The organism is Streptomyces sp. NPDC056347 (assembly GCF_042262625.1).
Taxonomy (GTDB): Bacteria; Actinomycetota; Actinomycetes; order Streptomycetales; family Streptomycetaceae; genus Streptomyces.
Genome location: NZ_JBHJQP010000109.1, coordinates 16,328 through 28,026, shown reverse-complemented (window position 1 = coordinate 28,026; position 11,699 = coordinate 16,328). Strand labels below are relative to the sequence as shown.

The window sequence follows — 11,699 nt, the reverse complement described above, 5'->3', positions numbered from 1 at the left end:
GTGAACGGGGGCGGGCGCCGCGCAGGGTTCCGTCAGGCCGGGCCGGCCAGTTCGAGCGCGCGGCCCTGCCAGCGGCCGCGCAGCCAGCGGTCGTGACTGGCCAGCACGATCGCACCGGGCCCGGTGCCCAGGGCGTCCTCCAGTTCGTCGCACAGCCGCGGGGACAGGTGATTGGTGGGCTCGTCGAGCAGCAGCAGCTGCGGCGGGCGCGCCACCAGCAGCGCAAGCGCCAGCCGGCGGCGCTGGCCGGCCGACAGATGGCCGACCGGCTTGTCCAGGTCCGCGGGGTGCAGCAGCCCCAGTGAGTCCGGCGGAAGGGCCTCGGCCCGCTCGGCGCCCAGGACGTGCCCGTAGGTCTCGCGCCCGGTCCGGTCGGGCCGGGCGAAGACGGTGTCCTGGGCCAGCAGCCCCACCGTCAGCCCCGGCCGCCGCCGCACCGCGCCCTCGGCCGTGAGCCGTCCGGCGAGCACCGACAGCAGCGTCGACTTGCCCGCCCCGTTGCCTCCGGTGACGAGAAGACGTTCGGCCGCGGTCACCTCCAGATGACCGACGGCCAGCCGCCCCGGCACCCGCACGCCGCGCAGGGCGACGAGCACCCCGTCCTCCGGACCCTCGCCCTCCGGGCCCCCGCCCTCCGGGGCGGTGCCGGGCGGGGCGGCGGTGAGCACGGTGCCGTGGAAACGCAGCGGCCTCGGCGGCTCGCCGACCTGCCCGCGCTCCAGCGTCTCCAGCCTGCGGGTGGCATTGCGCACCCGGCGCGAGACCTGGCTCTGCACCCGGCCGCCCCGGTGGCCGTAGCCCATCTTCTCGTTGTCGCGCCGTCCCCGGTCGGGCGCCACCCGGTGCGCACTCACCCCGGCGAAGTGGCGCAGCGCCGCCAGTTCCTCCTGCTCCTCGGCGTACCGCCGCTCCCAGCGCTCCCGTTCGGCGTGCTTGTGCGCCAGGTAGGAGCTGTAGTTGCCGCCGTGGCGGACGGGGCCGTCCACGGCCGGATCGAGGTCGATCAGGTCGGTGCAGACGGCGTCGAGGAAGGCCCGGTCGTGGCTGGCGACCACGACGGCCCCGGGCATGGCGCGTACCTGCTCCTCCAGGAAGGCGGCGGCGCGGTCGTCGAGGTGGTTGGTCGGTTCGTCCAGCAGCAGGGCCGACGGGCGCCGGACCAGCAGGGCGGCCAGGGCGAGGCGGCCGCGCTGCCCGCCGGAGAGGGAACCGAGCGTCCTGTCGTGCCCGAGCGCGCCGAGACCGAGCCCGTCGAGCACGGCCGCGGCACGCCGGTCCGCGTCCCAGGACTCCCGTTCCCGGGCCTGTTCGAGCCGGTGGGCGTACGCGTCCAGGAGCGCGGAGCCGCCGGGGGAGTCCGGTTCGGCCAGGGCGAGTTCACCGGCGAGGCGTTCGACCTCGGCGAGGTCCTCGCGGGCCTCGCGCAGGGCCTCGTCCAGCACGTCGGCGATCCGTGACGCGGCGTCGAAGGGCAGCTCCTGGTGCAGGAAGCCCGGATCGGCGGGACGGGTGACGGTCCCGGAGTCGGGCTCGTCGGCCCCGGCGAGCAGCCGGAGCAGGGTCGACTTGCCGACACCGTTCTCCCCGATCAGGCCGATGCGGTGGCCGGGGGAGGCGGTGAGGCTGACGCCGTCGAGCACCCGTCGGGTGCCCAGGGTGCGGACGACGTCGGTGGCGAGCAGAGCGGGTCGGGGCATGGTGGTCCACCTGAGGTGATCGGAGTGCGGCCCGCCGGGCGGTCGGACCGCCTCGGGCGCGGGCCCGGTCGCACCCCGGGCTCACATCCCCGGTGCCCCCGTCTCGGCCAGCCGGCCGTCGCCCAGACGCAGCCACCTGTCCACGCCGATCCGGGCGAGGAACCGCTCGTCGTGGCTGACCACCACGAACGCTCCCCGGTAGGAGCCCAGCGCGCTCTCCAGCTGGCCCGCGCTCACCAGGTCGAGATTGTTGGTCGGTTCGTCCAGGAGCAGCAGCTGCGGGGCCGGTTCGGCGCACAGCACGCAGGCCAGGGTGGCGCGCAGCCGCTCCCCGCCGGACAGCACCCCGACCGGGAGGTGGGCCCGGGGACCGCGGAAGAGGAAGCGGGCGAGCAGGTTCATCCGTTCCGCCTCCGGCCGCTGCGGTGCCCGGTCGGCGAAGTTCTCGGCGACGGTACGGTCCGTGTCCAGCAGGTCCAGCCGCTGCGAGAGGGAGGCGATCCGCCCGTCGGCCCGGGTGATGTGCCCGCCGTCCGGGGCGAGTTCGCCGCCGATCAGCCGCAGCAGGGTGGTCTTTCCGCTGCCGTTGGGTCCGGTCAGCGCGATGCGTTCGGGACCCCGGACGGTCAGGTCGATGCCCGCCCCGGCGAACAGGTCCCGCCCGTCGCGGCGGACCTGCAGCCGCTCGCCGAGGACCAGGGTGCGCCCGGCCGGTACGACGGTGTCCGGCAGGTCCAGGGTGATGCGCTGCTCGTCGCGCAGGGCCCGTCCCGCTTCGTCGAGCCGGGCCCTGGCCTCACCGACCCGGGAGGCGTGCAGCTGCCCCGAGCGGCCCGCGGACTCCTGGGCGCCGCGCTTCATGTTCCCGGCGAAGATGCGCGGCAGGCCCGCGCTCTTGAGGTTGCGGGCGGCGTTGCTCGCGCGGCGTTCGGCGCGTTCGCGGGCCTGCTGCATCTCCCGCTTCTCCCGCTTCAGCTCCTGCTCGGCGTTGCGGACGTTCTTCTCGGCGACCTCCTGCTCGGCGTGCACGGCCTCCTCGTACGCGGTGAAGTTGCCGCCGTAGAGGCGCAGTTCGCCGTGGTGGAGCTCGGCGACACGTTCCATGCGGTCCAGCAGCGCCCGGTCGTGGCTGACCAGGAGGAGACAGCCGTTGAATTCCTCCAGCACGTCGTAGAGCCGGTGCCGGGCATCGAGGTCGAGGTTGTTGGTCGGTTCGTCCAGAAGGAGCACGTCGGGCCGCTTCAGCAGCTGGGCGGCCAGGCCGAGCTGGACGATCTGGCCGCCGCTGAGGGTGCCCAGGCTCCGGTCGAGGTCCAGCCCGGCCAGGCCGAGGCGGTCCAGCTGGGACCGGGTGCGTTCCTCGATGTCCCAGTCGTCACCGATGGCCGTGAAGTGCTCCTCGCTCACGTCCCCCGATTCCACGGCGTCCAGGGCCGAGATCACCTCGGCGATGCCCAGCACCTCGGCCACCGTGAGCCCGGCGGTCAGCGGGAGGCTCTGGGGGAGATGGCCGAGTGTGCCGTGCACCAGGACGGAGCCGGTGCGCGGCCGCAGTTCACCGGCGATCAGTTTGAGCAGGGTGCTCTTGCCGGAGCCGTTGGGGGCGACCAGGCCGGTGCGGTCGCCGTTCAGGGCGAAGGACAGGTCCTCGAAGACGGGAGTGTCGTCGGGCCAGGCGAAGGACAGGCCGGAGCAGATGACGGAGGCGTCGGACATGGTGAGACCTCGGAAAAGTACGGGCAGGCGTCAGCCGGTGCCCGGGACATGGAAGAAGGGGATGACGAAACGGCCACGACGGCGATGCTCCTGGGCATCGGCCGGTGGCCCGACAGGACGGGGTCTCACCCCGAGATGTCGTCGTCAACCGCCATGTCTGGTCTCCTCGTACGTTCAGCACGCCGCACGGCCGGCACCCGTGGGGCACCCGCCGCCTCGCGAGCCTAACAGGACCCGTGGCACGGGATACGGTTCACGTGGCGTGCACAGGGCGTTCCGCCCGCGCCCCCGGCCGTCCCGCGCACCCCGACGGCCCCGGCACACCCGGCAAACCCCGCACCCCGCCCCGCACTTGCACGCCCCTCGCGTTCCGCCGACCCGATGGAGGAGACCCGGACATGGCAGCCCCCCACCCGCCGATCGACCCCTACGACCACGGCATGCTCGACACCGGCGACGGCAACCTCGTCTACTGGGAGACCTGCGGAAACCCCGACGGAAAACCCGCACTCGTCGTCCACGGCGGCCCCGGCTCGGGCTGCTCGGCCGGCGTGCGCAGCTCCTTCGACCCGGAGCGCTACCGCATCGTCCTGTTCGACCAGCGCGGATGCGGCCGCAGCACCCCCCACGCCGCCGACCCCGACACCGACATGAGCCTCAACACCACCGAGCACCTGATCGCCGACATGGAACGGCTGCGCCGGCACCTCGGCATCGACAAGTGGCTGCTGTACGGCGGGTCCTGGGGATCCACCCTCATCCTGGCGTACGCCGAACGCCACCCCGCGCGGGTCTCGGAGATCGTGATCGCCTCCGTCACCACCACCCGCCGCCACGAGATCGACTGGCTCTACCGGGGCGCGGGCCGCTTCTTCCCCGAGGAGTGGCAGCGCTTCAGGGACGGCGTCCCCGAGGCCGAGACGGACGGCGACCTCGTCGCCGCGTACGCACACCGCATGGCGAGCCCCGACCCGGACGTACGGGCCGGGGCCACGGCGGACTGGTGCGCCTGGGAGGACGCCGTGCTCTCCGCGGAACCCAACGGCGCCCCCGACCCGTACACCGGCCGCCCGCCCCGGGCCAGGCTGGGACTCGTACGGATCTGCTCGCACTACTTCGCCCACGGGGCCTGGCTGGAGGAGGGCCTGCTGATCCGCGAGGCGGGGCGCCTGGCCGGCATCCCCGGAGTCCTGGTCCACGGCCGCCTCGACATCAGCGGACCGCTCGACACGGCCTGGGAACTCACCCGCGCCTGGCCCGACGCGGAACTCGTGGTCATCGACGACGCGGGGCACAAGGGCAGCGCCGCCATGAGCGCCGCGGTGCACACGGCCCTCGACCGCTTCGCCCGGACGCGGGAGGAGCAGGGGAACCAGGTCCCGCGCCCCCGTTCCTGACCCGTCGGACAGGCCCTATTCCAGGAACGCCGCGACGGCCGCCACGAACCGGTCCGGGTCGTCGACCCAGGGACAGTGCCCCGCCCCCGGCTGCACGGCGAGCGTGCCGCGGGGGAACAGCGCGGCCGTCTCGGCGACCGCCCCGGGAGGACTGTTCAGGTCGAACTCCCCGGCCAGCAGCAGGACGGGAGCCGAGAGAGCGGCGAGCGCCGCACGCGTGGCCCCGGGCGTGAAGGCGCCCTCGGCCCCGAAGAGAGCGAGGGCCTGCGCGTTGTCCGGGCGGCTCGCCGCCCGGTGCCGCCGGGCCGGCCCGTCCCACCGGCCGCAGAAGAACGGGCCGACGGCCTCCCAGTCCTCCCCGGTGCCCTCGATGATCGCCTCCAGGGCGGCGAACGCCCCCGGGAACCACGGCTCGTTCGCACGCAGCCGCGCCAGCTCGCGCCGGGCCCCGGCACTCACCCTGATCCCCAGGGCCCGGGCTCCGGGGGCGATCAGGGCGACCCGGCCGACGTTCCCGGGGCGCCGTGCCGCGTACTGGGTCACGACGTCCGCCCCGGCCGAGTGGCCGAGAAGGTCGATCGCCGGGAGACGGAGGTGGGCACGCAGGGACTCGACGTCCTCGACGAGACGGTCGCAGCGGTAGGAGGAGACGTCCTCGGGCGGCGCGGACCGCCCCGTTCCCCTCAGGTCCAGGACGATCAGACGACGGTGCGCCGACAGACCGCCGAGGTCACCGAGATAGCGGGAGTCGGCAGGACCGCCGGGAACGCAGACGAGCGGCGTGCCGTCCCCGTGCACACGGTAGGCGAGCCGGGTCCCGTCAGATGCGTGAAAAGTGGGCATGCCCCGGACCCTGACAGGTATAACCTGGTTGTACAACCGGGTTATGCGAACGTGGAGCGGTCATGGCGAGCGACGAGAGGCACCGCACCGGCGGGGAACCGCCGGAGGAACTGACCGAGGAACAGGCCGGACGAATGCTCGCCGCGGCGAACGAGGTCATCCGCGCGGGCGAGGAGGCACGCGGACTGCGCGCCGAACTCATCAAACTGCTGACCGGCCTCGGCTGGACACAGGAACGCATCGCCAGGCTCGCGGACATGAGCCAGCCCGCCGTGTCCAGACACGTGGTGAAGTTCCACGCGGACGGCCCCCGCCCCGCGGTGGACCTCTCCCTGGACCAGAACGACGCTCCCTGGCTCGAAGGGCGCCTGTGGGCCCTGGCCGAGACGATCGCGCACACCCTGAACGGCACCGCCCTGTGCACCCGGTACACCGACGCCCTCGCCCGGGGAAGGAAACGCTTCACCCCCCGGAACGTCGACGAGCTGCGCCGCCTCGTCGAAGAGGACCTGCGCCTGCACCGGGCCGAACTGCCCGGCGGCTGCCAGGACGTGTACGACAGGATCGGCCGCGCCCTCGACGTCCCCCCGAAGGAGGCCGCCACCCCCGCCGCCCCGCCCTCCGTGCGCCGCGCGCTCGCGCACCGTATCCAGCGCGACCGGTTCGAGGGCGCCGCCCGGAGCCCCCGGGAGGGCGCCGGGCAGTAGACGCCGAACGGCGGGCCGGCCGCGCCCGGCAGCCCGGCGACGGCCCGCGACCTGCCGGTCAGCGGCAGGTTCGAGGGCGCCCGGGAAACCGCCACCGTCGCCGCGCACCCTGCTGTGCGCCGCACCCCTGGGCCGCCTGGCACACAGCATGCGGATACGGCTCGACGGCCGGTGTGCGTCGGCGAGTCGAGCCGTACGGCACCGGCCGTCCCGGGGAGCGGTCTACCGTGCGGCGCCGGCCTTGAAGGTGCGGCGGGCCCAGACGTAGCCGATCAGGGAGAGCGCCAGGCACCAGGCGAGGGAGATGGCGGCGCTGGAGCCGATCCCGGTGCCCAGCCACAGGCCGCGCAGGGTCTCGATGACCGGGGTGAAGGGCTGGTACTGGGCGAACCAGCGCAGCCCGGCGGGCATGGAGTCCGTCGGCACGATGGCGCTGCCGAGGAACGGCAGGAACGTGATCGGCATCGGGATGTTGCTGGCGCTCTCCACGGTCTTGGCGACCAGGCCGATGGCCGCGGAGAGCCAGGTGAGCGCGAAGGTGAGCAGGGCGAGCAGGCCGAGGGCGGCGAGCCATTCGACAGGGGTCGCGTCGGGGCGGAAGCCCAGCAGGAGGGCGACGCCGATGACGAACGCGATGCCGATCATCGTCTGGATCACACTGCCCATGACATGGCCGGTCAGGAACGACGACTGGGAGATAGGCATCGTGCGGAAGCGGTTGACGATGCCTTCGGTCTTGTCGACGCACACGCTGATCGCGCTGGTCAGGGCGCCGGAGGTGGCGGCCATCAGGATGATGCCGGGCGCCACGTAGTCGATGTAGGCGCCGCTGCCGGTGGGCAGTTGGCTGATGCCGTCGCCCAGGACGTTGCCGAAGGCGTAGTTGAACAGCAGCAGCATCATGACGGGCATGATGACGACGGTGAACGTCAGGGACGGGTAGCGCAGGGCCTTTTTGAGGTTGCGCCGCAGCATCGTGCGGGAGTCCCGGACGGCGTAGGACAGGGTGGCCATCAGACGTTCTCCTTCGACGGCACGGCGGCGGCCGCGGTGGTGATGGCCGGACGGGGCCGGCCGGTGAGGGTCAGGAAGACGTCGTCCAGGTCGGGGGTGTGGACGGTGAGGGACTCGGCCGCCACGGCGGTGGTCTCCAGGGTGTCGAGGACGGCCCGCAGGTTGGGGAGGGAGCCGTCGCTGGGGATGCGCAGGGTGAGGGACTCCTCGTCGCGGGCGGCGATGCCGAAGATGCCCGCGGCGGCCTCCAGGGCCCCGGAATCGGCGAACCGTACCCGGATGTGGCCGCCGGGGATGAGCCGCTTCAGCTCGTCGGAGGTGCCCTCGGCGATCAGCCTGCCGTGGTCCAGTACGGCGATGCGGTCGGCGAGCTGGTCGGCCTCGTCCAGGTACTGGGTGGTCAGGAAGATGGTGACGCCCTCGTTCGCGACCAGACCGCGGATGATGTCCCACATGGTGCGCCGGCTGCGCGGGTCGAGCCCGGTGGTGGGTTCGTCGAGGAAGATGATCCGCGGGTCGCCGACCAGGGTCATCGCCAGGTCGAGCTTGCGCCGCATGCCGCCGGAGAAGGTGGCGGCGGTCTTGCCGGTCACGTCGGACAGTTCGAAGCGGCGCAGCAGTTCCGTGGCCCGTCGCCTGCCCTCGCGCCGGTCCAGGTGGTGCAGGTCGGCCATGAGGAGCAGGTTCTCCTCGGCGGTCAGCAGATTGTCGACGGCCGAGAACTGGCCGGTGACGCCGATCAGGGAACGGACCGCCACGGTGTCCCGGGCCAGGTCGTGGCCCGCTATCCGGGCCGTTCCCGCGTCGGCGCGCAGGAGTGTGGAGAGGATCTCCACGGTGGTGGTCTTGCCGGCGCCGTTGGGCCCGAGCAGCGCGAAGACGGAGCCTTCGGCGATGTCCAGGTCGATGCCGTCGAGCACGAGCTTGTCGCCGTAGGACTTGCGCAGTCCGGTGGCGGTGATCGCCGGGGCCTTCGCGGTCGCCGTGGTCGGCGCGGACGTCCGGGCAGCAGTCATGCCGCTTTCCTTCCGGGAGGGGCGGGACGAGCAGGATGGGCAGAACAGGCGGAACGGGCTGAGCGGGCTGAGCGGGGCGAGCGGGCGGAGGGTCAGGCGCGGCGTACGACGATGTCGCCGGCCGAGGTACGCGCGTGCACCTCGGCGGTCTCGTCGCTGTCCGCGGGACCTTCGAAGGAGCCGAGCGAACTGCGTACCGTGCCGTACTTGGCGTTCAGGTCGAGCCAGGCCGCGGTGCCTTCGTGGATGCCCACCTCGAGGTCGCCGACGGAGGTGCGCAGCTCGATCCGGCCGCGGGTCACGTCGCCGACGAGGATGCGGCCGTTGGACGCCACCGCGTGGACCCCGTCGTGGGCGACGCCGATCTCGATCCGGCCGTTGGCGGACTTGGCGGTGACGTGGCCGTGCGCGGTGTCCACGGAGATGTCGCCGTTGGCCGCCTGGCACTTCAGGGCTCCGGTGACCTCGCCGATCCCGGTGGCACCGTTGCCGTTCTTGACGGTCGCCGCGCCGGTGACCGTGCCGATCTCGATCCGGCCCGAGCCGGTGATCTCGGCGTCCCCGGCCGAGCGGGTGAGGCGGATGTCGCCGTGGTCGGTCCTCAGGTCGGCGCCCGCCGCCTCCTCCACCCGGATGTCGCCGAGCGAGGTCTTGAGCGTGACGCTCCCGAAGCGTCCCTCGCAGACGAGGTCGCCCATGCCCGAGGTGCCCCGGATCTCGGACCCCGCGGGCAGTTCGACGCTCACCTCGATGGCGCCGGGCTTCCCGAACAGGGACCGCTTCCTGGGGGTCCGCACGGTGAGGCGGCCGTCCGAGCAGGTGACCTGGGTCTGCTGCACGGCGCGTACGTCGTTGTCGTCGGAGCCGTCGCGCGGCAGCACCTCCACGACCGTTTCGGTGCGCTTGCCCGCCGTGACGCGGGCGGTGCCGACCTCCAGCTCGAAGGTGGCGGAGATCGGCTCGGGGGTCTCGAAAGAAGGCATGGCTGTCCCGTCCTCGTGGCTTGCGCCGGTGATCCCGCAGGTGGGGCGGGCGATGGGGTGCGTCGGCGGATCGGCGATCCGCCGGTGGAAGCGAAGGAAGTGAGAAGGGGGCCCTGGCCGGTCCGGCCCGGACGCGGGTTCTAGCGGACCCAGCCGGTGAAGCCCCGGCCGCCCGAGTCCGTGCCCCGGGCGGACGGGCCCGGGCGCTCCTTGCCGTCGAGCGCGAGGGACACGGCGCGGACCAGCCAGGCGTTGACCGACAGCCCCTCAGCCGTCGCCGCGCTCTCGGCCCGGCTCTTGAGGTGCGCGGGGAGACGGAAGTTGATCCGCGCCATCGCGCCGTCGTCGGCGTCCGCGGGCGGCGGGGACGGTACGGGAGCGGCGGGGCCGGCGAGCGGCGCCCGTGCCTCCTGGAACGGCTCGGGCACGGACGGCTGCGTCACGACGAACTCGGGGTCGAGCCCGCGCAGCCGCACATCGACCGAACCGGGCGCCAGCTCCCGGGTGACCTCGCCCATGGCCGCGGACAGTGCGTTGAGCAGTGTCAGCCGGGCGGCGGACTCCAGGGGAGCGGTGAGCCGCTCGGCCAGGGCGCGGGCTTCGTCGCCACCGGCGTTCGCCGCCACGGCGAGTTCTTGGCGGAGGTTGTCCACGTAGGGCGTGAGGTCCATGACGCCATCATGGCACACATGTGGTGCCACGTCGAGCCAATGTGGCGCCTGCTTGGCGCGTGGGTCTCTGACCTGCTCTTTCCCTGGCCTGACGGCTCCCGGTGGCGCCGCGTGGTGCTCCCTGGCGCCACTCCGACGAGTGCTTGGCGCCACGTATGTGCCATGGTGGGGGCGTGGTGGTGTCACGACGGTGCGGGAACCCGTCACGGGCGGCGCGCCGGGCGGTGCCGTCGCGGTTCGGGCGCCGCGGCGGAGCCGGTACGGCTACGGCGCCGGCGCCCGGCATGTCCCGCGGCCGGGCTTCGCGGCGAGGACCGGCCCGGGCGCCGGCCCGGGGGCGCGGCAGGCGTGGGGTGCCGCGCCCGTGTCCGTGGCGCGATGCGGCCGCCGCGGTACCGGAAAGGCCGTAGGGTCCTCGCTCATGACCGAACTCGCCCCCTCCTCCTACCTGGAGACGACGGCCGACGCCTACGGCGCCGTGGCCTCCCTCTACGCGGACCTCGCCCGTGACTCGCTCGGCGAGCTGCCGCTGGACCGCTCGTTCCTCGCCGTGTTCGCCGAGCTCGTGACGGCCGCGGGCGGCGGGCCCGTCGCCGAGCTGGGGTGCGGCCCCGGGTACCTCACCGCGCACCTGCGGGACCTGGGGCTGGACGCCTTCGGTGTGGACCTGTCGCCGGTGATGATCGACCTCGCCCGTCGGGCGTACCCGGACCTGCGGTTCGAGGTCGGCTCCATGGACGCCCTGGACCTGGCCGACGGCGAGCTGCGCGGGATCGTGTCCTGGTACTCGGTCATTCACACTCCGCCGGGCGAACTTCCCCCGTACTTTGCCGAGTTCCGGCGGATGCTCGCGCCCGGCGGCCACCTCCTGCTCGCCTTCTTCGAGTCGGAGGGCGGACCGGTCGCCGCGTTCGACCACAAGGTGACGACGGCCTACCGGTGGCCGCTCGACGGCCTCGCGGACATGGCCCGCGAGGCCGGGTTCACCGAGGTCGGCCGGATGCTGCGCGAGCCGTGCGAAGGGGAACGGTTCCGCCGCGGCCACCTGCTGATGCGCCGCGCCTACGGAGAGGGGAACGAGAAGTAGAGCGCGTCGCCGTAGAAGGAAGCGAAGTGCTCCTGCCAGCCGGCCCGGACGGAGGCCAGCCACGTGTCGTCCCCGCCGGATATCGCTGCCTCGGCGCGGGCCACGGCCTCGGGGATGTCCCGGGCGGCCAGCGACTCCACCGCCGCCTCGGGGTCCTCGTCGTGGAGCGAGAGCATCTCGCCCGTCTCCAGCACGAAGAGCCGGTCGCGCTGCTTGTCCAGGTGGGCCGTGGTCCTGGCGACGCACTCGGCGAATGCGGCGTCGCCCTCGAGGCCCCGGCCGACCACGCGCAGGAGACCGAGGAGCAGTTCGGCTCCGCCGTCGAAGTCGGCGGCGATCCCGATCCGCGGATTCCAGATCATGGAGGGGACGATCGACGTCCCGCGCCCGACGAGCAGCCGGTGCGCCAGCGGAATGCTCCAGTTGTGCTCGGAGACGCAGCGGATTGTGTCCGGGAGCGCGTCCGCGGTGGGCGGGGTGTCGGCTGAGTAGAGATAGGAGCGGTTGGCCATGACGGGACCCTAGCTCCGGGGTCTGACAGTGCCTCACGCCCCGGCCCCGGGACCGG

General features: G+C 73.3%; 11 protein-coding genes. 3 read left to right on the top strand and 8 right to left on the bottom strand.

What is annotated here, in order from left to right; all coding sequences use genetic code 11:
• Positions 1 to 32: 32 nt before the first annotated feature.
• Both ACFCV8_RS23775 and ACFCV8_RS23770 read right to left on the bottom strand, forming a co-directional pair.
• A complete protein-coding gene (locus tag ACFCV8_RS23775) occupies positions 33 to 1,697 on the bottom strand; it encodes an ABC-F family ATP-binding cassette domain-containing protein (protein ID WP_376687435.1) in 1,665 nt (554 codons plus the stop codon).
• 81 nt (positions 1,698 to 1,778) lie between these two features.
• Positions 1,779 to 3,413, bottom strand: coding sequence for an ABC-F family ATP-binding cassette domain-containing protein (locus ACFCV8_RS23770; protein WP_376687434.1), 1,635 nt, complete (start codon positions 3,411 to 3,413; stop codon positions 1,779 to 1,781).
• Positions 3,414 to 3,811: 398 nt separating this feature from the next.
• Between ACFCV8_RS23770 and pip the strand changes: the two genes are divergently transcribed.
• Positions 3,812 to 4,810 carry a prolyl aminopeptidase gene (pip, locus tag ACFCV8_RS23765; protein WP_376687433.1) on the top strand — a complete coding sequence of 333 codons (999 nt, stop codon included), beginning with the start codon at positions 3,812 to 3,814 and terminating at the stop codon, positions 4,808 to 4,810.
• A 15-nt stretch (positions 4,811 to 4,825) separates the two neighbouring features.
• Here pip and ACFCV8_RS23760 read toward each other — a convergent pair whose 3' ends face one another.
• Positions 4,826 to 5,653, bottom strand: a complete 828-nt coding sequence (locus ACFCV8_RS23760) for an alpha/beta fold hydrolase (protein ID WP_376687432.1) — start codon at positions 5,651 to 5,653, stop codon at positions 4,826 to 4,828.
• A 62-nt stretch (positions 5,654 to 5,715) separates the two neighbouring features.
• On the opposite strand from ACFCV8_RS23760, the gene ACFCV8_RS23755 reads away from it, so the two are divergent.
• On the top strand, positions 5,716 to 6,360 hold the full coding sequence (locus tag ACFCV8_RS23755) for a sigma-70 family RNA polymerase sigma factor (RefSeq protein WP_376687431.1): 645 nt from the start codon (positions 5,716 to 5,718) through the stop codon (positions 6,358 to 6,360).
• Positions 6,361 to 6,582: 222 nt separating this feature from the next.
• Here the strand turns inward: ACFCV8_RS23755 and ACFCV8_RS23750 are convergent, their stop codons facing one another.
• From ACFCV8_RS23750 to ACFCV8_RS23735, 4 genes are all read right to left on the bottom strand, one after another.
• Entirely contained in the window at positions 6,583 to 7,374 is a 792-nt protein-coding gene (locus tag ACFCV8_RS23750) for an ABC transporter permease (RefSeq protein WP_376687430.1), read from the bottom strand.
• Positions 7,374 to 8,390 carry an ATP-binding cassette domain-containing protein gene (locus tag ACFCV8_RS23745; protein ID WP_376687429.1) on the bottom strand — a complete coding sequence of 339 codons (1,017 nt, stop codon included), beginning with the start codon at positions 8,388 to 8,390 and terminating at the stop codon, positions 7,374 to 7,376. The genes ACFCV8_RS23750 and ACFCV8_RS23745 overlap by 1 nt, the downstream gene beginning before the upstream one ends.
• A gap of 92 nt (positions 8,391 to 8,482) precedes the next feature.
• Complete coding sequence (locus tag ACFCV8_RS23740) at positions 8,483 to 9,373, bottom strand: DUF4097 domain-containing protein (RefSeq protein ID WP_376687428.1); 891 nt, start codon at positions 9,371 to 9,373, stop codon at positions 8,483 to 8,485.
• Between the two features lie 140 nt (positions 9,374 to 9,513).
• The gene (locus ACFCV8_RS23735) at positions 9,514 to 10,044 is read right to left on the bottom strand and encodes a toxin-antitoxin system HicB family antitoxin (RefSeq protein WP_376687427.1); all 531 of its coding nucleotides are present in this window, start codon (positions 10,042 to 10,044) and stop codon (positions 9,514 to 9,516) included.
• Between the two features lie 421 nt (positions 10,045 to 10,465).
• Between ACFCV8_RS23735 and ACFCV8_RS23730 the strand changes: the two genes are divergently transcribed.
• Entirely contained in the window at positions 10,466 to 11,131 is a 666-nt protein-coding gene (locus ACFCV8_RS23730) for a class I SAM-dependent DNA methyltransferase (protein ID WP_376687426.1), read from the top strand.
• Here ACFCV8_RS23730 and ACFCV8_RS23725 read toward each other — a convergent pair.
• The gene (locus ACFCV8_RS23725; RefSeq protein WP_376687425.1) at positions 11,107 to 11,643 is read right to left on the bottom strand and encodes a hypothetical protein; all 537 of its coding nucleotides are present in this window, start codon (positions 11,641 to 11,643) and stop codon (positions 11,107 to 11,109) included. The genes ACFCV8_RS23730 and ACFCV8_RS23725 overlap by 25 nt on opposite strands.
• Positions 11,644 to 11,699 lie beyond the last annotated feature (56 nt).

Coding starts and splice junctions, on each gene's coding strand:
- ACFCV8_RS23775 (WP_376687435.1), bottom strand. CDS start 1,697: ATGCCCCGACCCGCTCTGCTCGCCACCGACGTCGTCCGCACCCTGGGC.
- ACFCV8_RS23770 (WP_376687434.1), bottom strand. CDS start 3,413: ATGTCCGACGCCTCCGTCATCTGCTCCGGCCTGTCCTTCGCCTGGCCC.
- pip (WP_376687433.1), top strand. CDS start 3,812: ATGGCAGCCCCCCACCCGCCGATCGACCCCTACGACCACGGCATGCTC.
- ACFCV8_RS23760 (WP_376687432.1), bottom strand. CDS start 5,653: ATGCCCACTTTTCACGCATCTGACGGGACCCGGCTCGCCTACCGTGTG.
- ACFCV8_RS23755 (WP_376687431.1), top strand. CDS start 5,716: ATGGCGAGCGACGAGAGGCACCGCACCGGCGGGGAACCGCCGGAGGAA.
- ACFCV8_RS23750 (WP_376687430.1), bottom strand. CDS start 7,374: ATGGCCACCCTGTCCTACGCCGTCCGGGACTCCCGCACGATGCTGCGG.
- ACFCV8_RS23745 (WP_376687429.1), bottom strand. CDS start 8,390: ATGACTGCTGCCCGGACGTCCGCGCCGACCACGGCGACCGCGAAGGCC.
- ACFCV8_RS23740 (WP_376687428.1), bottom strand. CDS start 9,373: ATGCCTTCTTTCGAGACCCCCGAGCCGATCTCCGCCACCTTCGAGCTG.
- ACFCV8_RS23735 (WP_376687427.1), bottom strand. CDS start 10,044: ATGGACCTCACGCCCTACGTGGACAACCTCCGCCAAGAACTCGCCGTG.
- ACFCV8_RS23730 (WP_376687426.1), top strand. CDS start 10,466: ATGACCGAACTCGCCCCCTCCTCCTACCTGGAGACGACGGCCGACGCC.
- ACFCV8_RS23725 (WP_376687425.1), bottom strand. CDS start 11,643: ATGGCCAACCGCTCCTATCTCTACTCAGCCGACACCCCGCCCACCGCG.